This window comes from Quadrisphaera setariae (assembly GCF_008041935.1).
Classification (GTDB): domain Bacteria; phylum Actinomycetota; class Actinomycetes; order Actinomycetales; family Quadrisphaeraceae; genus Quadrisphaera; species Quadrisphaera setariae.
The window spans coordinates 1-20,757 of sequence record NZ_VKAC01000014.1; the positions used below are offsets into that span (position 1 = coordinate 1).

The 20,757-nt window shown below is 71.5% G+C and carries 18 protein-coding genes and 1 pseudogene; 11 read left to right on the plus strand and 8 right to left on the minus strand.

The annotated features are described in order from the left end of the window. Positions 1–157: 157 nt before the first annotated feature. The 8 genes and pseudogenes from FMM08_RS19495 (at position 158) to FMM08_RS23195 (ending at position 7,317) form a co-directional block, all read left to right on the plus strand. A complete protein-coding gene (locus FMM08_RS19495; protein WP_139713929.1) occupies positions 158–1,078 on the plus strand; it encodes a ParA family protein in 921 nt (306 codons plus the stop codon). Between the two features lie 305 nt (positions 1,079–1,383). Beyond that, positions 1,384–1,611: a hypothetical protein gene (locus FMM08_RS19500; RefSeq protein WP_139713928.1), complete on the plus strand. Its 228-nt coding sequence runs from the start codon at positions 1,384–1,386 to the stop codon at positions 1,609–1,611. A 574-nt stretch (positions 1,612–2,185) separates the two neighbouring features. Continuing rightward, entirely contained in the window at positions 2,186–3,451 is a 1,266-nt protein-coding gene (locus FMM08_RS19505) for a winged helix-turn-helix transcriptional regulator (protein WP_139713927.1), read from the plus strand. Positions 3,452–4,206: 755 nt separating this feature from the next. Continuing rightward, entirely contained in the window at positions 4,207–4,806 is a 600-nt protein-coding gene (locus tag FMM08_RS19510; RefSeq protein WP_222710988.1) for a hypothetical protein, read from the plus strand. 126 nt (positions 4,807–4,932) lie between these two features. Beyond that, positions 4,933–5,151: pseudogene (locus tag FMM08_RS24180) on the plus strand (ATP-binding protein); the annotation flags it as partial. A gap of 736 nt (positions 5,152–5,887) precedes the next feature. After that, on the plus strand, positions 5,888–6,817 hold the full coding sequence (locus FMM08_RS19520) for a DUF4192 family protein (protein WP_139713924.1): 930 nt from the start codon (positions 5,888–5,890) through the stop codon (positions 6,815–6,817). A gap of 125 nt (positions 6,818–6,942) precedes the next feature. Next, positions 6,943–7,083 (plus strand): hypothetical protein, encoded by a 141-nt coding sequence (locus FMM08_RS23190; protein ID WP_187279877.1) that lies wholly within the window; start codon positions 6,943–6,945, stop codon positions 7,081–7,083. Between the two features lie 96 nt (positions 7,084–7,179). Further along, complete coding sequence (locus FMM08_RS23195) at positions 7,180–7,317, plus strand: hypothetical protein (RefSeq protein ID WP_187279878.1); 138 nt, start codon at positions 7,180–7,182, stop codon at positions 7,315–7,317. Positions 7,318–7,914: 597 nt separating this feature from the next. Here FMM08_RS23195 and FMM08_RS19525 read toward each other — a convergent pair. The 3 genes from FMM08_RS19525 to FMM08_RS19535 form a co-directional block, all read right to left on the minus strand. Next, positions 7,915–9,111 (minus strand): acyltransferase family protein, encoded by a 1,197-nt coding sequence (locus FMM08_RS19525; protein WP_187279879.1) that lies wholly within the window; start codon positions 9,109–9,111, stop codon positions 7,915–7,917. Positions 9,112–9,289: 178 nt separating this feature from the next. Continuing rightward, positions 9,290–10,135, minus strand: coding sequence for a GNAT family N-acetyltransferase (locus tag FMM08_RS19530; protein ID WP_139713922.1), 846 nt, complete (start codon positions 10,133–10,135; stop codon positions 9,290–9,292). 387 nt (positions 10,136–10,522) lie between these two features. Then, positions 10,523–11,002: a hypothetical protein gene (locus FMM08_RS19535; RefSeq protein WP_147928079.1), complete on the minus strand. Its 480-nt coding sequence runs from the start codon at positions 11,000–11,002 to the stop codon at positions 10,523–10,525. A gap of 227 nt (positions 11,003–11,229) precedes the next feature. Here FMM08_RS19535 and FMM08_RS19540 point away from each other — a divergent pair, with 227 nt between their 5' ends. The 3 genes from FMM08_RS19540 to FMM08_RS19550 all read left to right on the plus strand — a co-directional run bounded on the left by FMM08_RS19540 (position 11,230) and on the right by FMM08_RS19550 (position 14,638). After that, on the plus strand, positions 11,230–11,439 hold the full coding sequence (locus tag FMM08_RS19540) for a heavy-metal-associated domain-containing protein (protein ID WP_109775320.1): 210 nt from the start codon (positions 11,230–11,232) through the stop codon (positions 11,437–11,439). Positions 11,440–11,722: 283 nt separating this feature from the next. Next, complete coding sequence (locus FMM08_RS19545; RefSeq protein WP_187279880.1) at positions 11,723–14,089, plus strand: heavy metal translocating P-type ATPase; 2,367 nt, start codon at positions 11,723–11,725, stop codon at positions 14,087–14,089. Between the two features lie 216 nt (positions 14,090–14,305). Next, entirely contained in the window at positions 14,306–14,638 is a 333-nt protein-coding gene (locus FMM08_RS19550; protein WP_109775253.1) for a metal-sensitive transcriptional regulator, read from the plus strand. A 143-nt stretch (positions 14,639–14,781) separates the two neighbouring features. On the opposite strand, the gene FMM08_RS19555 is transcribed toward FMM08_RS19550, so the two are convergent. The 5 genes from FMM08_RS19555 to FMM08_RS19575 are packed head-to-tail and all read right to left on the minus strand — an operon-like array spanning position 14,782 to position 20,756. Beyond that, positions 14,782–16,197 (minus strand): NADH-quinone oxidoreductase subunit N, encoded by a 1,416-nt coding sequence (locus FMM08_RS19555; protein ID WP_147928125.1) that lies wholly within the window; start codon positions 16,195–16,197, stop codon positions 14,782–14,784. Positions 16,198–16,218: 21 nt separating this feature from the next. Then, a complete protein-coding gene (locus FMM08_RS19560; RefSeq protein WP_147928080.1) occupies positions 16,219–17,826 on the minus strand; it encodes a complex I subunit 4 family protein in 1,608 nt (535 codons plus the stop codon). A gap of 17 nt (positions 17,827–17,843) precedes the next feature. Then, the gene (locus FMM08_RS19565; RefSeq protein WP_147928081.1) at positions 17,844–19,859 is read right to left on the minus strand and encodes a proton-conducting transporter transmembrane domain-containing protein; all 2,016 of its coding nucleotides are present in this window, start codon (positions 19,857–19,859) and stop codon (positions 17,844–17,846) included. 37 nt (positions 19,860–19,896) lie between these two features. Beyond that, positions 19,897–20,199: an NADH-quinone oxidoreductase subunit NuoK gene (locus tag FMM08_RS19570; RefSeq protein WP_109775255.1), complete on the minus strand. Its 303-nt coding sequence runs from the start codon at positions 20,197–20,199 to the stop codon at positions 19,897–19,899. After that, positions 20,196–20,756 carry an NADH-quinone oxidoreductase subunit J gene (locus FMM08_RS19575; RefSeq protein WP_147928126.1) on the minus strand — a complete coding sequence of 187 codons (561 nt, stop codon included), beginning with the start codon at positions 20,754–20,756 and terminating at the stop codon, positions 20,196–20,198. The genes FMM08_RS19570 and FMM08_RS19575 overlap by 4 nt, the downstream gene beginning before the upstream one ends. Position 20,757 lies beyond the last annotated feature (1 nt).

Genomic DNA, 20,757 nt, shown 5'->3' on the forward strand with positions numbered 1-20,757 from the left:
GTCGGACTCCCGAGGTCGGACTCCCGAGGTCGGACTCCCGAGGTCGGACTCCCGAGGTCGGACTCCCGAGGTCGGACTCCCGAGGTCGGACTCCCGAGGTCGGACTCCCGAGGTCGGACTCCCGAGGTCGGACTCCCTTACCCACTAGGAGGTAGGCATGGCAAGAGACCGCGTCATCGCTGTGATCAATAGCAAGGGCGGCGTCGGCAAGACAACCGTCGCCGCCAACCTCGCCGGAACCTTGGCCCATGCCGGCGCCGGGCGGATCCTGCTGGTCGACATGGACCCTCAGGGCAACCTGGGGGAGGACCTCGGGTACTCCAGCACCGAGATCGATGACGCAGGCCGAGCGCTGAGCGCAGCACTGAGCTTCAGCTTTCCTGTGGCGCCGGCGCAGGACGTCAGGCCCAACCTCGACGTCGTCGTCGGGGGAGAGGAGCTGGTCAAGGCCGCCAACACCCTGGAAAGCATGTTGGGCAGCCGTGATCCCGGAAAGTCCAAGACCGCGCTTGCCCGCGTGCTTGATCCACTGATGGATGACTACGACCTGACGATCATCGACTGCCCTCCGGGGTACCCGTCCCTGCAGCGCGCGGCGCTTGCCGCGTCGGGCTACTTCGTCATCCCCGTCAAGACCGACGCGGCGTCTCGCAAGGGGCTGCGCGACGTAGCAGAGCTGCTGGACAACGTTCTCGACGTCAACGCCAACCTCGACATGCTCGGCATCGTCATGTTCGGCGTGAACAGGGCCGCGACGCGGGTGACCGCCCAGGCGCGCGAACTACTCGTCCAAGACTTCGCCGGCGATGAGACTCGCGTCTTCACCACCACCATCCGCGCCAGCGAGACCGTTGCTCAGGACACCCGCCAGCTGGGCAAGCTCGCCCACGAACTCGAGGAAGTTGTCCGCTCTGGCCCTAGCTGGTGGGAACTGCGCCGCACCGGGAAGAAGAGCGAAGGACCCCGCACCGCCAGCGCCGAAGGGGTCGCCGACGACTTTCACCACCTGGCCGAGGAAGTGCTGCGGCGGCTCGCAGCAGCAGAGCGCGCCGTGGCCGCCGACGGGAGCCCGCGATGACCTCCGCCGAGCCCCCGCAGCCGGCGACCGACGCCAGTCCTGCAAGTAGCGCCGCAGCGGGCCCCGCACCGAGGCGTCCTGCCCTGCAGATCCCCGCCAGCCCATCTCGGGCCCGAGACCGGCCGCCCCTCAGCCTGTCTCGGACGGCGCGCACGACACCTCAGGCGGCCGAGCCGGCCGCAACCGATGAACAGACGGCCGCGCGCCCGACGCCCGAGTCGGACCCCACGCCTCGTGAGACCCGCCGAAGGCCGGTACCGAGCGGACCCGCCGCGCCGAAGTACGCCCGGCTGGCGCGACGAGACATGCTCATCACCTCCACGCAGTCGGCTGGGCTGGCCTCACTCACGGCTGAGGTGATGAACGATCCGCACCGACAGCAGGTGGCCTCAAGTGAGCGTGAGCGCATCACCGATGCCACGCTCGTGCGGGTTGCGATCGACCTCCTGCTGACCCGCCATCGAGACGAGCTCAGTGGTGTCACCGAGGACGAGCTGAGGGCCAGCGTCGGCCTGCCACCTCTGCAGTACTGAGACGCCGAGTCAGCGGACCCTGGCCCGAGCGAGCACCTCGGGGCCAGGGTCAACCCCAGCACCCGATCGGGTGACCCAACAACTTTGCGTGAAGGGGTTGCTTTGCATGCATCCCTACGCCAGGGTCATCCCCATGCCCGCCGTAGCCGGCCGCGCCCCGCGGAAGCAGAAGGTCCAGCCTCTGGTGCCTTTCGCCACGCGAGTGCCAGAGGTCACCCGGCGGACAGCGAACGAACGAGCACAGGAGCTGGGCGTCTCGCTCAGCCTCTACCTGGAGGACCTGATCGAACGCGACCGACGGTCGCGCGAGGTCGGCGAACCCAGCGCCACGGACCCGTCCGCGGCGTAGCCCTACCCGGACCAGTCGACTGACCGGCTCCGGACACAACGAAGCCCCACACCCCAAGTTCAAGTTTGGCCGCCTGATCTGGGTGCAGGGCTTCGTCAACTGAGTAACTGGAGGAGACATTACCTCCCCATCGGGGTTGGGTCACGTCCTACGCGCCAAGATTTTCGCGCGCCCTGAGACGTTCACCCAACAGACGCATGCGCAAGGCCGGCGCCGCATGACGCGGTGACCGGCCCGGTGGCCCCGCGCCACCCCGCCACCACCACGCTGACCAGCGACGCCGCCGTCAGCACGGCGCCGCCGCGCACCGCGGTGCTCCAGCGCACCACCCCCGTCACCGTCCGAGCGCTTTCGGAGCCGATGACCGCGCTGCTGCGCGACGGCACCGGCCTGGACCGCTACGCCAGCCGCTCTGAGGCGGTCATGGCCACCGCGGTGGCCGCGGTCAACGCCGGCTGGGACGAGGAGACCTGGCGCCTGGCGCTGGAGGGCGCCTGCGAGGAGATCGCCGCGTGGGCAGCCACCCAGATCCGCCAGGGCCGCTCGCGCCAGCGCTCGGCCGGGGACGCCGAGCGTCACCTGAGCACGACGTGGCGCAATGCGGTCGCGCGCGTGGCCGAGCGCCCCCCCACCGGGGACCACTTCACCGTCCAGGCCGAGCTCGCCGAGATCGACCTGACCATCAGCGCTCACCCACACCTGTGGGGCAAGGCCTCCGGCCCCAGCGACCGCGCCGTACTGCAGGTGCTGCTGGCCATCGCCCGCGAGGCCTGCACCCTGACCCCTTCAGCCTCCACCCGGCAGGTCTCCGAGCACGCCAACGTCAGCCCCACCACCGTTACCAACGCCCTGCGGCGGCTGGCCAAGGCCGGCTGGGTGCGCCAGGACAGCCCCGCGCAGGGGACGCTGGCGCCCACCTGGCGGCTACTGCGCCCCGAGGACCTGCCCGCCCCCGCCCCGGAGGTCGCCGCGGTGTTGGAGAACCTGCCGGTGCTGCCGCTGGCGGCCGCGTTGGGACGCACCAGCGTGCGCGCGCACGACGCCTTCTCCCACTCCATCCATGGCGGGCTAGGTCGCATCGCCGCGCGCCTGGTCGACCTGCTCGACCCCACCGGTGCTCAGCGGCTCACCGCGGCCCAGCTGCAGGCCCTGTCGGGCCTGCACCGGCGCACCGTGACCAAGCACGTGCGCGCCCTGGCGCTGGCCGGGCTGGTCGAGGTCGACCACCGCGGTGTGCGCCGCGTGCTCGAGACCGACGCCGCGGCGGCCGCCGAGCACCTGGACGACGTCGCCGGCGAGCTGGGCAGCACCGGCGTCGTCGCGCGCCGCAAGGCCCGCCACGCCGCCCAGCGCGAAGCGTTCACCCTGTGGCGCGTCGACTTCGACGCCCGGCGGGGATGGCGGGTCGAGCGCGGCCTGTACCGCCCCGAGCAGCCCCAGCTGTTCGCTGGGCCACCAAGAGCGCGCGTGCCCTCTCAACGGGCCGCCTGACTTTCCCGCGCCTGTGACCCGGACATGCCGTCGGCCACCCCACCGCACGCCTCAGCAGCGCCGCACGAGGCCACGGGGTGTCCCGCAGACAGCGAACGGCGCTGTTTGCGCCCTGCATCGCGTTGTCCCGAGGGGTACGCGCCCCCGAGCCGCCCCTGCCGGGCGTCTCGGGGGTCACTTCGTGCCCATCTGGGCTGCGCGGAGACGGCACCAAGCGGCATGAACGCCCAGCAGGACCCCACATGCAGCCCCCAGACGACGGTACGCAGTCGTTGGCCGTTGTTCGACGGCTGCATCTTGACCAGAGTGGTCACTAGTCTCACGCCCTACCTGAGGCCCCTAGTGCTCGGTCTGGTCCTGGGTCGTCACGGTGAGTCAGAGGGGCCCGGGGTGGTCGGCGAAGACGTCTGACCATCGGGCTTCCGCTATCACTCTGGCGGCGTGAGTCGTTAGTTGCTCAGTCATCGGCATCGGTGGGGGAGTCTTAACTCGGCCTGCCGAGCACGACGACGAGTGGCGTCGTGCAGCCGAGGCGCCGACTAAGCCCGGTGCGCCATGAAGGGCTCGCAGATCGAGGGCCTGTCAGCGGCCGCTGCAAGATTGCACTTCGCAGCGGCCACACCCAGGCAGGCCAGGTCAAGCTTCCTGATCAGCACGGACGACGAGCCGCCGAGAAGTCACTACGACGCGAGGACCGTATGCCCACCGATCGACTCACCGACCGCACAGTTCTGGCCGCCGTCCAGGCGCGCCCCATGACCGGCGACACCATCACCGCCGCACGGGACTACCTCGCCTGCAGCGCACCCACCCTGGCCGAGCTCCTCGACGTTCCTGCCGACAAGATCCTTGCCCTTGAGGCCGCTGGCCTTCGAGGCGTCGTCCCCGACGACCTCGCCCGCGAGATCACCAGCTACGTCGCCGACTGCCTCGACATCATGACCCCCGCCGAGCTGCGCAGTGCCCGAGAGGCCACCGGTCTGGCCTACGACGGACTGGCCGCCGCAATCAGCGTCGGCGCCCGCCGCATCCAGCGCGCCGAAGACGGCTGGCAGATGATCAACGAGACCATGCGCGACCGGACCCTCGCCCTGGCCCAGCGCGCCGAGCACGACGTCGAAGCGCTCACCACCCATCTGCGCGCCCTGGCCACCGACACCCAGCCCCTCACCGTCTGGACCTACCGCAACGCCGCAGACCTCACCCACGCCCAGGCGCAGCTGCCGCCCGCGCCGACTGCCGGCACCGAGGACCCCGTCACGGCCCTGCTCCGCACTGCCCTCGCGCCCGGCTACCACTTCCACATCGCCGGCCGAGCAGCACGAGCCGTCGGCGCCCGCCTGCGCTACCGCTGACCTGACCGGGCGCCAGCACCATCACACTTGGCGAAGGCAGACCGACTCCAGCCAGCGAGCCTCCGTGCTGCCAGGTACGAACACCCGGTGTGTGACCTGACCCCGTCGGTGTCCTTGACGCTGCCCATGGACGCCGCCGCCTCCCGCAGGGCTCGGGCCTTCCTGGACCAGGCGCACTGCCCCGCCCACAGCATCCGCGTGCTCCAACGCGCACGGTTGCTGCTCAGCGAGATCGTCACCAACGCCGTGCGCCACGGCTCACCCCCGATCACCACCGAGTTGGAGTGCCGCGGGACGGAGGGGATGCACGTGCGCGTCAGCGACGCAGCCCCCGGTGCTCCCGTCGTGCGCAAGGTCGACCTGGAGTCCACCGCGGGCGGGGGATGGCCCTGGTGGACCTGCTGTCCTCGCAGTGGGGCGTCGAGCCGGGCCAGGCCGGCAAGGCGGTGTGGTTCCAGCTGCGCGAGGACGCTGCCTAACCCTGACTCTGAGTCAGACCTAGAGCCGGGCAGGGCCTGCTCCAGCACCTCGCGGGAGTCTCAAACGTCGTGAGCCACCCATGACCGCGAGGTTCCCTACAGCCCCTGGTCCGAGGCTGTCGGTGCACCTCAACCAGCACTGCTCGCCCCGCCGCGAGGGCACCGCGACGCGAGGCCGGGGGCGCGTCCCGACCTGGGCGAGGCGCTGCAGCTTCCGTGGTTCCTCACCGAAGAACAGGCCCTGAGGCGGGGAGCAGTCGCGAGGGAGCGAGGTCGACCCGCCACGGACACCACCGAGCCCGCCTGGCTGGCCCACGGGGCTCCCGGTCCCAGCCCGCCACAGACCCACACAGCGGCTGGCACCCACACCACCCACCACTCGAAAGCCGCCCACAGCCCAGCAGAACGCACCCACAAACGCCCCACGCCGCCCGCAAGCCGCCGACGAGAAACATCACCACAAAAAGTCGGCCGACTGCTGGCAGGCGCCCTGAAATTGGCACAAAGTGGTCCTGACCTGTGATGACATCGACCAGCAATGCGCTAGAATAAAAGCACCGGGGAAGCCACCAAGGCGCCCCGCCCACCAAGGGAGAATTACCATGGACGATAACTCCGCCCAGGTCATCCAGGTCACCCACCCGGGCGACCTCGCCCTGCTGGCAGCCCACACCCTCGGCTTCTGGCCGAGCGAGTCCATCACCCTGATCAGCCTGCGCGGGCCCCGCCGCCGCAGCGGCCTCATCGCCCGCCTCGACCTCGACGACGCCACCACCCACCCCGAGGCCACCGACGTCCTCATCGACGCCATGCACCAGGACCGCGCCCACGCGGTCTGCTTGCTGGTCTGGAGCGACCAGCACACTCACGACGACGCCGCCGCCCTCGCCGAGCCCCTCGGCCTGGCGCTACTGGCAGCCGACCTGCCCGCCGAGGTCGCCACCATCCACCACCGCCAGATCCGCCAGACCGGCTGCGACCATGGATGCTGCGACACCGAGCGGCCCCTGCCCACCGACTCACCCGTCGCCGCCGCCCTCATCGGCGCCGGTCTGGCAGTCCTGCCCACCCGCCAGGCCGTCGCCGACAGCCTCACCGGTACCCCCGTCTACTGCCTGGCACTGGAGCGAGCCCGCCCCGCCAGCCACCCCCGTTGGCTCGCCGTCGCCGCCCGCTTCACCGCCCGCCCCGGCACCGTGCTGGACGAGCAGGAGGTCGCTGACCTTCTGGTCAGTGCTCAGAACATCGAGACCCGGGACAGGCTGATCGCCTCCACCATCACCGGCCACGTGCCCCTGGCCATGCTGGTCCACCTGGTCCAGCGCGCCCACCCCGAGCACGAGGGCATCCACGCCGCCCTGGCCATGGTCGCCTGGCTCCAGGGCAACGCCGTGCTCACCGAGGCGGCCCTGGCCCGTCTGCCCGAGCACAACTCCCTGGGGCGCCTCATCACCCAGGCCGTCGCCCTGCACCTGCCGCCCATGGACAGCCGGGAGCACCTGCTGGGCAACGCGGTCGACCTGACCTTCTGAGCACCACCTCCGGCGGCCGCCACCACGGCGGCCGCCGGAGCCCGCAGGGGCCGCCGACCCCACCGCCCCCTGTCAGCCCGCGCGCGCTCCCCGCACGCGCAGCGCCGCAGCCCCAGGAGAGCCCGATGAGCCAACACCGCAGCGCCGACCCCCACACCCAGCCCGACCAGCCCAACCAGCCCAACCAGCCCGAGGAGTACCACCCGGCCCTGTGGGAGCGGCGCGCGCTGCGCTGGGACATGGCCGACGCCGGTCGCGCCGCCTGAACCCCCGAGGCCACCCACTGCGCCGATCCAGCCGACTGCCCAACCTACCTCGCCGCACTGGCAGCGCTGCGCCTCAACCCCGACACCGCCCTCGACGTGGGCGCTGAGGACCTCACCCACACACGGCGATCGGGGTACGACGACGCCGCCGAGACCCACGCCACCGCCGAGCGCTGGGGCCGAGTGCTCGCCGTCATGGAGCACCACCCCGCCCCCGACGACCTCGACTGGTGAGCCCGATGCCCACCCGCGCCCCTTCGCAGCAGTCCGCGCCAGACCCCGGCCGCCCGCCCCCCGCCGGGCGGCGCGCCGATCGCCGCCAGCGGGCCATCGAGGCCCGCCGTCGACGCCTGACGAGCGCGCACCATCCACTCGCTCACCAGCCCACACCCGGCAGCTCCCCACCGCCGGCGCCGGCACCCGTCGCAGCTGCTGCACACCCCTCGCGGCAGCGCCTCCGCCCCAGCGAAGCCCACCACGAGACCCAGCTATCGAGGAGCGCTGCCGAGGAGCGCTGCCGAGGAGCGCTGCCGAGGAGCGCTGCCGAGGAGCGCTGCCGAGGAGCGCTGCCGAGGAGCGCTGCCGAGGAGCGCTGCCGAGGAGCGCTGCCGAGGAGCGCTGCCGCTGACCCCAGGAGCAGCAGAGCAGCCCGGAGGGGGGAGCAGGTCGAGGATGACCGGTGCCCCGCCGCGGGCACCACCGAGCCAGCAGGCTCCCGCACGAGGCCCCTGGTCCCAGCCCACCGTTGACCGTCCGCCTTGGCGCACCTCGTGCCTCCGAGACGCCTAGGGCGCCGGCCTGTCGCAGATGGGATCGCTACCCGAACGCCGATCAGCTCAAGATGACAGCGCTTATGCCCGCGAGCACGCCTAGTGCCGTCAGTCCAGCACCAAGAATCAGCCCTCGGCTCGAGTTGGCCGCCCATCTCGGCGCGAAACGGCAAGGGCGTTCGATGAGCACAGCCGTCAGCCAGGCCAAGGCGCCTCCGATGAGGACCTCTGCGCCCAGCAGGACCAACCACGACTGCACCCCCATCTCTTCGGCGACGTAGATCACCGGAAGGTGCCAGAGGTACCAGACGTAGGACAGGCGTCCCGCGGCCTGCACCGGCGCCCACGAGAGCAGGCGCTGCACCACTCCTGGGGCACCTACGCCGCTGGCGATCAGGACGACGGTGCCCAGCGTGGGGACCAGGGCGGCTGAACCGGGGTAGTCCACAGCGCCGGTCCAGTGAGCGCTGGTCAAGACCATCGCCAGCCCCAGAACAGCGGAGCCAGCTGCAGCAGCGGGCCACCACGCCTTGCCCGCCAACGCCAGCAGAGCCGGGACCGCCAGTGCCAGCAGTGCACCGGCGGCCAGCTGCCAGGCGCGCGTGGGGGTCGAAAGGTAGGCCACCGTGCCCGACAGGGGCGTCAGGAAGACCGAGGCGCCCAAGGAGAGCAGGGCCAGTCCGCCGGCGACAGCAGCCAGCCACCTGCGCAGCGACCGCTGGCGCCTGCGCGCCAGCCACGCCGTCAGGACCACCAGTGGTGGCCAAGCGAGGTAGAACTGCTCCTCAACGGCCAGGGACCAGTAGTGCAGCAGAGGACTACCGACGCCGACCGGGTTGAGGCCGGACAGGTCGGCGACGACGTAGCGCCAGTTGGCGACCTGCAGGCTTGCAGCGACCGCGTCGATGCCGGCGCGCGCCACGGTCGCCGGGGCGACCACGGCGACGATGAGCAGGACAGCGATGCTGACGCTGACTGCGCTGGGCAGGATGCGCCGGGCTCGGCGGGCGTAGAAGCGAGGTAGGTCGATGCGGCCTGTGGTCTCCACCTCGCGCACCAGCAGCCCGGTGATGAGGAAGCCGGAGATGACGAAGAAGACATCGACGCCCAGGCGTCCTCCTGCGGTGCCGGGCACTCCGGCCTGGTACAGCAGCACCAGCCCGAGGGCCAGCGCGCGCAGGCCCTCGACGTCAGGGCGAAAGCCCGGGCGGCGCGCAGGTGGCCGGGCACTGAGGACGGGGACAGCGATCTGGGTCACGACGATCCTCCAAGGTCGTTGAGCGAGGGCCGCCAGGACCGCTGAGGAGGGTGTACTCAACGCAGGTCGTGGCGACGCGAGGTGCCGCGCGTTCGAGGGGAGCGCGCAGGTCAGCGAGTACGGGCGAGGCAGGACGTGGCGCCTGTGAGCGGTGACGTCGCTACAGCCCCGCGCGGCGTCAGTCGCTGGACTCAGCTACGGGATCGGCGGCGTGCCGCGCGCACTCGGGCGCGGACACCTCAGCGCCCAGCGCGAGGTGGAAGGGGGTGACGAAGCTGCCATCGCGGTTGGGGCGCATGGTGGACCTCGACCAGCCGCACTCGTCGTAGAAGACCTCAGCGTCTGATGCCCATGCGGTCACCAGCTCGGCCCTGTCGGCCCCGGCCTGGGCAGCCCGGGTGGTGAAGGCGTCGAGGAGCGCTCGTCCTACGCCGCTTCGGCGGACCTCGACGTCAACGACCAGTGCGACGACCGCGGCCACGCGGGCCCGCTCGGCCGGCGAGGAGTCCGTGGACGAGGCGGACGAGGTGGACGAGGGGGTCGGGCACCCACGAGCAGCGTCGGCGGCCATGGGGCTGGCCTGGCGAGCGAGCCCGCCGGTGGTGGGGAGGTGGGTCATGCGCTGGATGTAGCGACCGGCGCGGGTGCGCAGGAAGCGCACGAGCACCGCCGGGCGGACCAGCAGGGCGCCCAGGCCGAGGGCCGTCAGCGGCAGTCGGTGGTGGCGCAGGACGTGGGCCTGGTGAGCCTGGGCGTCAGTGGCCGCGAGGAGGAAGGCCACCGGCTGCGGCGGCAGGACGTCGGTGCGCTCAGCCATCAGCGCGATGGCGTGGGGGGAGTCCAGGTAGGTGTGCTGCCAGCGCCTCAAGAAGCGAGGACCGAGCCGGGTGAAGAAGGCCTGTGGCAGAGCCTTGCGGTGCCAGAACGCGGTGCGCGGCAGGTCGGCAGGCGTCATCTCGCGGATGTTCATGAGGTGCGCGGTGTCGGCCGCAGACCAGGTCGCGGCGCGCAGACGCTCGCGCACTCCAGCACCGCTGAGTCGCATCGGACCATCTGCGCTGTCGAGGTGTCCAGGGCTGTACCCGGGGGCTCTGCCCGCGCGCGCATGGGGCCGGGGGGTGAAGCGGGGGTGGCCGGGGTCGTTGTGCTGGTGGGAGGGCATGGGTCACCTCTGGTGCGTGGGGTCGTCGAATGAGCCGGGCAGCCCGCGGCGGCGCGACGCAGGGCGTCCGTGTGCTCCATCAGGCGCTGCATGCGCAGTCGCCTGGGGGCGGGGCGCCGGGTGTGGGCCGGGGCGGGAGCAGCGGCAGTCGCCCGAGGTCACAGCCGCACTCAGCGCCCCGTGGGGATCGCGATGGCGGTGTGGCGGCAGGCACGCAAAAGCCTGCTGGGCGAAGCGCTGCCCGAAGGCTCAGTCGGGGTAGGTCAAGGTGACGGCTGCAACCAACAGGACCGAGAGGTGCTGGGCGGGAGTCAGAGCGAAGGCTGCAGCGCCAGCCGAGTGCAGAGCACCGGCGCCGACGGGATCCAGGTCGACGTGGTGGTGGTGGTCACCGTTGTGCCCCGAGGGGGCGTCCTGTCCCAGGGCCGGGGTCGCTGGAACGTCCTGGGCCGAGCTCGGCGCCGTGGAGGCCGAGGCATGGGGTGACTGAGCGAGGGTGGCCAGGTTCGCGTGGGTGTGAGCGGCCACACCCGAGGCGCTCAGCTGCGGTGCGGCGTGGGCGCTGCGCCCGGCCCGGTCCAGAGGGCTGGCCATGGTCAGCACCAGCAGAGCCAGCACCAGCAGGAGGATGCCTGCGCCCGGCAGCCCGGACACCTCGACGTGGCCGCGTCGTCGCGGCCGGCCGAGGAGCGCCTGCACCTGAGCAGGCGCCGTGGCTGTGGCTGGCACACCAGCAGGCTAACTGCCCTCAACGCCCGGGCGGGTGCAGCCGACCTCTGATCACCCGTCTGAACGCCAGGGGTCAGGTGGAGATGGGCAGGACGGGAGCGGGTGTGGTCCACGGCGAACAGCGCCCGGAGCAGACGGGTTTGTGGAATACCCCTGGGGGGTAATACCTTGATGAGGTGGTACCCCCCAGGGGTACACGGTGGATGACCGGTCGAGAGGAGCCGACGATGGACAAGCGCTACCAGGTGAGCGGTATGACCTGCGGCCACTGCGAGACCTCCGTGCGCGAGGAGGTCAGCGTCCTGGCCGGGGTGCGTGAGGTCGAGGTGGACGCCAGCACTGGAGTCCTGGTCGTCAAGGCCACCCAGGACGTGCCCACCTCCCAGGTGCTGGCCGCGGTCGAGGAGGCCGGCTACACCGCTGTCCCCGTGCCGTGAACAGCGCAGGACGGCTCGGCGTCTTCGCCGCCGGCCTCGCGTTGGCCTTCGGCGCCTCCTACGCCACCGCCTCGGCACTGGCGCCGCCTGAGGCAGCCCAGCGCTGGCAGCAGTCCACCGCGGACACCTCACACGGCGAAGACAGCGATCACGCGATGAACCCTTAGGCCCACAAGCTGGGTCGATCAGCTGACCGGCTGGACCGGTTGGGCCCGCTGACCGTGGCCGCACCGTTCACTCGGCTGTCGGCCCACCGCTCGAAGACCGCACGGAAGGCACCTCGATGAGCACGACGAACCCCTCCGCACCCGCGGACTCGTCCACCCTCGCCCTGCAGATCCAAGGGATGACGTGTGCCTCCTGCGCCATGCGCATCGAGCGCAAGCTGAACAAGCTCGACGGCGTCAACGCCACGGTGAACTACGCCACCGAGAAGGCCCAGGTCAGCATTCCCAAGGGCTTCGACCCCGCAGTGCTGATCACCGAGGTCAGCAAGGCCGGCTACACCGCGGTCCTGCCTCCCGACCCTGCCCCCAGGCGCCCACCGGTGCCCGGTGATGGCTCGGAGACCGACGCCTCAGCCCCGGCAGCCGGGGCATCGGCCGCGGACAGCGGTGAGCAGACCAGCGCCGAGCGCGAGCTGACCTCCCTGCGCCAGCGGCTCATCGGTGCAGCGGTCCTGACAGTGCCCGTGGTCGCCATGGCCATGATCCCCGCGCTGCAGTTCACCTACTGGCAGTGGGCCTCCCTGGCCCTGGCCGCCCCCGTCATCGTGTGGGGAGCCTGGCCCTTCCACCGGGCTGCGTGGGTCAACCTGCGCCACGGCAGCGCCACCATGGACACCCTGGTCTCCGTGGGCACCGCCGCAGCGCTGGCCTGGTCGCTGTACGCCCTCTTCCTGGGCACCGCGGGCATACCCGGGATGGTCCACCCCTTCGAGCTGACCCTGGCCCCCTCGGACGGGGCAGGGAACATCTACCTCGAGGTCGGCGCGGGGGTGACCACCTTCGTCCTGGCGGGGCGCTACGTGGAGAAGCGCTCCAAGCGGCGCGCCGGAGCCGCCCTGCGGGCCCTGCTGGATCTGGGTGCCAAGCAGGTCGCCGTCCTGCGCGACGGGGTGGAGCACACCGTCGCCATCGACGATCTCGCCGTGGGCGAGGACTTCCTCGTCCGCCCCGGCGAGAAGATCGCCACCGACGGTGTCGTGGTCAGCGGCACCTCCGCCGTGGACGCCTCCATGCTCACCGGGGAGTCGGTGCCCGTGGAGGTCAGCGCCGACGACGAGGTCGTGGGAGCCACGCTGAACGTCGGCGGGCGCCTGGTGGTGCGCGCCACCCGGGTGGGCGAGCAGACCCAGCTGGCCCAAATGGCCCGCCTGGTCGAGGCCGCCCAGAACGGCAAGGCCCAGGTCCAGCGCCTGGCTGACCAGATCTCTGCGGTCTTCGTCCCGGTCGTCCTGGTCATCGCCGTCATCACTCTGGGTGCCTGGCTGGGGGCCGGTTTCCCGGCCTCGGCGGCCTTCACCGCCGCAGTGGCCGTCCTGGTCATCGCCTGCCCCTGCGCCCTGGGCCTGGCTACCCCGACCGCGCTGCTCGTCGGCACCGGTCGCGGCGCCCAGATGGGCATCTTGATCAAGGGCCCGGAGGTACTGGAGTCCACGCGCCGCATCGACACCGTCGTCATGGACAAGACCGGCACCGTCACCACCGGCCAGATGAGCCTGGTCCGGACCATCCCCGCCCCCGGCGTCGACGAGGCCGAGCTGCTGCGCCTGGCGGCCGCACTCGAGGACGCCTCCGAACACCCCATCGCCCGAGCTGTCGTCGTAGGCGCCCGCACCAACGGTCGGGCTGACGATCGGACCAGCGGCCAGGTGCTGCCCGTGCCCACCAGTTTCACCACCGACGAGGGCCGCGGGGTGCACGGCACCGTGGAAGGCCGCTCCGTCGTCGTGGGTCGGGCCTCGCTGCTGGCCGACCGCGGCGCGCCCCTGAGCCAGGAGCTGGCCGCCACCAAGGCCGAGGCCGAGTCCCGCGGGTCCACCGTGGTCGCCGTCGGCTGGGACGGCGCGGCCCGCGGCCTGCTCGTCATCGCCGACACCGTCAAGGCCACCAGCGCCCAGGCCGTGGCCGCGCTGAAGGAGCTGGGCCTGACCCCGGTCCTGCTCACCGGTGACAACGAGGCCGTCGCCCGCGACGTCGCCGCCCAGGTGGGCATCACCGAAGTCATCGCCGAGGTGCTGCCCCAGGACAAGGTCGCCACCGTGCGCGCCTTGCAGGAGGCGGGCAAGAAGGTCGCCATGGTTGGGGACGGCATCAACGACGCCCCCGCCCTGGCCCAGGCCGACCTCGGCCTGGCGATGGGCACCGGCACCGACGTCGCCATGCAGGCCTCAGACCTGACCGTGGTGGGAGGGGACCTGCTTGGCGTGGTCGATGCGATCCGCCTGTCTCGGCGGACCCTGGCCACGATCAGGTCCAACCTGTTCTGGGCCTTCGCCTACAACACCGCCGCGATCCCGGTCGCTGCGCTGGGGCTGCTCAACCCGATGCTGGCCGGAGCGGCCATGGCCCTCTCCAGCGTCTTCGTGGTGGGCAACAGCCTGCGCCTGCGCCGCTTCACCGCGACCGAGCCCATGGGCTCCCGTTAGCACCACCGTGCAGGTGGCCCCGAGCCCTGCCCGCGGCACGCGTCCAGATGCTCACGGCCGGCCAACGTCGCACAGGAGCGGACCGGGATCTTGGGCGAGTGACCAGTCCCGGCCTGCGCGCATGAGCGAGCGCGTGAGCCACCATGGTGCCGCTGAACCACTCCACCCACCCCGTCACCCCTATCCGCACGTCGGTGCAGGCCCAAGGAGTCGTCCATGACCGACCACCCCGCCCCCGAGGCGACCGAGGACACCCCGAGCGCCCACCACCACGGCTACATCAGCGACAAGGACCGCTACCTCACGCGCCTGAAGCGCATCGAGGGGCAGGTCCGTGGTCTGCAGCGCATGGTGGAGAACGAGGCGTACTGCATCGACATCCTCACCCAGATCAGCGCCATGACCGCGGCCACCGAGAACGTCGCCCTCGGCCTCCTGGATGACCACCTCAAGCACTGCGTGGTCGACGCGGCTCGTGCGGGCGGCCCTGAGGCGGAGGAGAAGATCGCCGAAGCCTCCGCGGCCATCGCCCGGCTGGTGAAGTCCTGATCCTCTTTGCCCGCCCGGCCGTCGCCGGCGGAGACGCTCAGCTGACCGGCAGCGGGCCGGCAGCTGAGCAGGAGCCTGACCAGTAGGTCACCACACGATCTGGGTCAGCTCACCTGCGGCGGAGAGCTCCAGCCGCCGGCAGATCACCTCAGAACCTGCCCGCTGACGGCCGTCCAGAGCGGCCCAGCCCCCACTCCGAGCACGAGGACCACGGCAGCGGCGCTGACTGCTGCGGCCGCAGCACTCGAAGGTCCCCGGCTCACCTGTCCGGCGTCCTCATCGGCTGGTGCCTTCGCGAAAGCAGCCGCCAACCAGCGCAGGTAAGGGAACAACGAAGCGGCAGTCGCGACCGCGCCCAGCACCACCAGCCAGGCCAGTCCCCCGTCCCAGGCCGCGGTGAAGGTGGTGAGCTTCCCGACGAAGACTGCGGTGGGCGGTGTTCCCACCAGACCCAGCAGCGACACCAGCAGAGCTGTACCCACCCAGGGCCGTCGCCGGGCGGCCCCGCGCCAAGCCTCGCGGGTGCGTCGGTGTGGCTCAGCAGCGACCACGGCGAAGGCAGCGAGGTTGGCGGCGGCGTACCCGGCCAGGTACAGCAGTAGCGAGGGTTGCGCCAGATCGCTGCGGCCCGCAGCCGCCACCGGGAACAGCAGGAAGCCGGCCTGGGAGACCGTGGACCACCCCAGAAGTCGGCGCACGTCGTCCTGCCCGAAGGCCGCCAGCACGCCCAGCAGCGCCGTCGCCGCCGCGATGCCGGCAACGACGGTGCCGGTCTGGACGGCCCCGCTCTGGACGGTGGCATCGACCAGCCGGTAGGCCGCGATGAGGCCGCCGATCTTGGGCACGGTGGTGGCGAAGGCGGCCAGCGCGGTCCGTGCTCCCTGTGCGGTGTCGGGCACCCAGAAGTGGCCAGGAACCGCCCCGGCTTTGAACAGCAGCCCTCCCAGCGTCGCCACGACCCCGACAGCAACCAGCGGTCGTGGCACCTGGCCTGAACGCAGCCCACTGACCAGCTCCGCATAGGTGCTGCCGCCGGCCAGCGCCACCAGCACCACGACGCCGAGGAGCATGACGATGCCCAGCAGCGCGCCGAGCAGGTACGTCTTCAAGGCGGCCTCAGCGGCTGCTGGTGTCCGCGCCAGTCCCACCAGCGCGTACAGCGGGATGCTCGCCAGCAGGTAGGCCACCGCCAGCACGAGCAGGTCGCTGGCGCCGGCGAGGACCACCGCGCCGAGCGCTGCAGCCAGCAGCAGCGAGCAGATCTCGCTCTCGCGCGGGTCACCCGCCAGCTCATCGCGTCCCAGCAGAAGCACCAGCAGCGTGGCAGCGCAGATCAGCATCCGCGCCGTCGTGGTCGGCGCGTCCAGGGCGTAGCTGGCCTGGAAGGCTAGTGAACCCATGGCGGGCGAGGCCGGCCCCACCAGCGCGGTGACCGCGGCCGCAACCAGAGCCAGGACGGCGACCACCCGCGACCAGCGCTGCCGCTCACGCGCCAGGAAACTGCCCATGAGCAGGCACGTCACGGTGCCGACCAGGAGGCAGACCTCTGGGGTCAGCATGGCCACGCCGTGCTCCACGGCTCAGCTCCCCGCCGGTGCCGCCACCGAGGCCGCGACCGCGTCCGTCGCGGAGGGGGTGACCACCGAGGTGATCCACGCCGACGTCGGAGCGATGACGTCCAGCAGCGGCTGGGGTGCCACACCGATAGCGGTGGCCAGCACCAGCAGCACCACCACGGGCACCGCCTCGGCTGCCCGCAGGTCGGCGAACCCGCCCCGCGGGGCTCGCGCTGGCCCGGTCAGCAGGTGCTGCAGTGCCCGCAGGAACAGTGCGGCGGTGATCAGGATGCCCAGCAGTGCGACCGCGGTCACCGGCGCTGTCGCGATGCTGCCGGCGAAGACCTGCAGCTCGGCGACGAAGCCGCTGAAGGCCGGCAGCCCGAGGGAGGCGAAGGAGGCCACCGCTAACAGCGCCGCCCACCGCGGCGCCAGCCGTCCCAGGCCGCTGACGGTGCTGCCGGGCCCCATCGCGTAGGTGCCGGTGCGGTCACGCAGCACCCCGGCCAGCAGGAACAACGCAGCGGTGATCAAGCCGTGGCTGACCATCTGCGTCACGGCCCCCATCACCGCCAGCTGCTGGCTGCTGGCCGCGGCGGCCCCCAGGGCGCTGCCAGCCCCACCTACGGGCGCGCCGGAAGCCGCAGATGCCGCAGAACCCCCCGCCAGGCCCGCCGCTCCGAGCGCGAGCACCACGTACCCCATGTGGTTCACCGAGGTGTAGGCCACCATCCGCTTGAAGTCGCTCTGAGCCAACGCCACCAGCGCCCCATAAAGCGCGGAGACGATCCCGAGGGTCACGACGACCCATGCCGCAGCGCGCCAGGCATCGGGCAGCAGCGGCATCACGACCCGCACCAGGCCGTAGGTGCCCAGCTTGAGCATCACCCCCGCCAGGACCACCGAACCGATGGTCGGTGCGTCGGTGTGCGCGGGTGGCAGCCAGGTGTGCACGGGCGCCACGGGCGTCTTGATGCCCAACCCGACCAGCGCCGCGACCAGCACCAGCACCCCGGTGGTCGGTGATCCCTGTAGCGGCGGGTTCGCCGCCAGCTCGACGATGTCGAAGGTGTGCGGTGCCGATGCCAGGTAGAGCCCGATGAAGGCGACCAGCAGGGCCAGGGAGCCCAGGAAGGTGTAGAGGAAGAAGCGCAGCGCTGAGCGCGCCCGGTCCCCATGGCCCCACCCCGCGATGGAGAAGTACATCCCCACGATCGACAGGTCGAAGAAGACGAAGAACAGCACCAGGTCCTGCGCGGCGAAGACGCCCAGGCAGGCGGTCTGCAGGAACAGGAACAGCGCTGCCTGAGCCCGCGGGCGGTGCGCCTCGCGCAGCGCGTACACCGCACAGGCCAGGAAGACCACACACGTCAGCGCCGCCAGCGGCAAGGAGATGCCATCCAGGCCCACGTGGTAGCTGGTCCCGACAGCCGGAATCCATCGGACCCGCTGCTCGAAGGCCAGGCCACCGGGGGCGGGGGTGCGGTAGGCGAGGGCCATCGCGACGACCAGGACCAGCTCGGCTCCGGCAACAGCCACCCAGGCCCAGCGCGCTGCCGCGTCGGGCACGCGCGGCAGTACAGCTAGGGCACCAGCCGCGACCAGCGGCATGAAGACGAGCAGGCTCAACACGAGGACACCACTTCCGGTCAGGCGCTCGGCGCCAGGGCGAGCAAGACAGCAGCCAGCAGCAGCACCACCGCAGCCGCCGCGTAGTAGCGGTGCAGTTGCCCGCTCTGGGAGCGCCGCGCCAGACGGCCAGCGGCGCGGGCGGCGGCGGCGACGCTGCGCACGGCACCGTCGACGCGCCGGTCATCGAAACGAGCAGCGCCGCGCGCCGTCGAGGTAGCGGCGGCCGCAACAGCGCTCACGCCGCGGTCCAGCCCACGGTCATCCCAGCGCGCCAGCACGGTGGCCAGGCCCACCACGGGGCGCACCACCAGGGCGTGTGCGGCGGCTTCCAGCCCCAGCCAGCCCTGTAGCCAGTCCTGCAGCCGGGTCCGCAGCCCGCTCTGTCGCCACTCGGCTGTCGGACCCGCCGCAGCCGAGGAGTAAGAGGAGGAGGACGACGATGAGGGCACCGATGAGGTGGTGGGTGACGAGCGGCGCAGTTGTGCCGCGATGACCACGGCAACTACTACGAGGGCAACCACCCCCGACAGCACCAATTCACCGACGCTCGGTGTGGCCGGTGGAGCGCCAGCACGGTCGAGAGCCCCTCGCAGTCGCTGCGCCACTGGCGGCAGGGCGAGTGCTCCCAGCACCGCAGCTGCCGCCGCGAGCACCACCAGCGGCACCCGCTGCAGCCCACCGACACCACCGGCGTGGGGTGTCCAGTGTGCTGTGGCGGAGCCGTGGTCCCCGGGGCCCGTGCGGTCCTCTTCCTCGCGGATCCTAGGGCTCGTGGTGATCTGCGGTTCGGGACCCAAAAGCACCGCCAACGCCTTGGCGGCGTAAGCAGCCGCCAGGGCAGCGCCCAGCAGACCAGCGAGGTACAGCGCCGGGGAGACCTCTCGCGCCGCGGCCAGCACGCCGTCCTTGGCGGCCCACAGCGACAGCGGCGGCAAACCCGCTAGCGATGCCAGGCCCACCGCGGCGCACACTCCGATCACTGGCCATCGCCGCCCGGCTCCGCGCAGGGCGGACAGCTGCCTCGTGCCCAGCAGGGACAACCAGGCGCCCGCCGCGAGGAACAGCAGGGCCTTGGTCGCCGCGTGGGCGACCAGCTGCACCGCCCCACCGGAGACCGACCCGATGCCCGCGGCCAGCACCACGTAGCCCAGCTGCGAAGCCGTCGAGGCGGCCAGCAGCTGCTTCAAGTCGCGCTGGGCCAGGGCGACCGCACCGAGCACCACCGCCGTCACCACCCCGACCCAGGCGGCGGTGGCCGACGCCCAGCTCGTGGCAGCCAGCAGGTCGGTGGTGCGCAGCAGCAGGAAGGTCCCCAGCGCCACCATCGTCGCGGAGTGCAGCAGCGCGCTGACCGGGCTGGGGCCGTCCATGGCGCGTGACAGCCAGAATGAGACGGGCAGCTGAGCTGATTTCCCGATCGCGGCGGCCAGGACGCCAGCGGCGGCCACCGAGCGCCAGGGCTCGTGCGCTACGGGCAGGTCTGCCAGGGCCAGCCCTGGAGCCCCTGCCACGGCGGCCGCTACAGCGAGGTAGAGGCCCAGGTCACCGGTCCGCGTCACCAGGAAGGCCGTGGTCCCTGAACCCACCGTCCGCGCCTGGCGCCACGGATAGCCGATCAGGGCGAGGGAGCAGGCCCCCATCAGCTCCCAGGCCAGCAGCAGCCCGGGGAGGGCTGTCGCCGTGGCCGTCGTGGCCGCTGCTGCACTGAAGATGAGCAGCAGGCCGAAGAAGCGGGCTCGGTGCTCGTGGATGTCGCCGGCGGCGAAGATGACGACCAGCAGCACGGCGGAGGCTGAGGTGACCAGCATCAGCGCGCCCAGGGGGTCCACTGCCAGATCGAGTCCGCCGGCCACCACCAGCGGGGCACCAGCGGAGGGGTGCAGCACCGCTGCCGTGACCGCCAGCACCAGGCCGGCTGCGGCGGTCACGACCGCTGCTGGCGCAGCTGCCTTGTCCAGCCGGTGCCCGACCAGCGCCAAGACGGCACCGGTGGCAGCTGGCAACAGCACGACCGCCCACAGCAGTGAGCTCATCTGCGCGCTCACTCGGTGGCCGCCGCTCTCGCCCGGCTCACTGGGACAGCTCCGTGGCGGAGTCGGTCATGTCCGAGCCGCGGGTCCGGTGCTGCAGCACCGCCACCGCGAAGCCCATGGCCATGTCGACGGTCATCGCGGCGACCACCACCAAGAGCAGCAGGTGGCCGCTGGGGGACGGCGACAGGAACCACCACAGCCCTCCAGCAGCCAGGATGACGCCGTTGAGCATGAGTTCCAGCCCCATCATCACCATCACCACGACCTGCTGGGACAGCGCTCCGTACAGGCCGATGCTGAACAGGGCAGCTGCGATCAGCAGCACCGCTTCCAAGGTCACCGCCCCACACCTCCGTGGTGGGGGTCCGACGGCGCTGAGCGCAGGTCGTCCCCAAAGCGGTCGTAGCGGGTGCGCGGCGCGGCCAGTACGACCGCAGCGACGACGGTGGCGAACAGGACGGGGCTGATACCCATCATCACCAGCATCTTCGAGCCCATGATCGTCTCGCCCAGTGAGGCGGTGAGGTCAGCGGCGGGGGCCGCGCGTCGCTGCGGCCACGGCACCGTTACGATCCCCGCGGCGAGCACGAGGAAGACCCCCGCCGAGATGCCCAGAGCCGTGCGCCGGCTGTGGACCATGCTCATGGGCATGAGAGCGGGGTTCATCCCCATGAACATGATCATGTAGATGGCCATCACGGCCATCTCCATGACCATCATGAGCACGGTCACCAGCCCCACGTAGTCCAGTTGCAGCAGGAGCAGCGCAGCGCCCACCGCGATGAAGGAGACGGCCAGGGCGTAGGTGGCACGTGCCATCGAGTCGAAGCGGAACACCAGCGCCCCGCTGACGACGGCAAGCACCCCCAGCACCCAGAACACCAGTCCGGTGATCAGG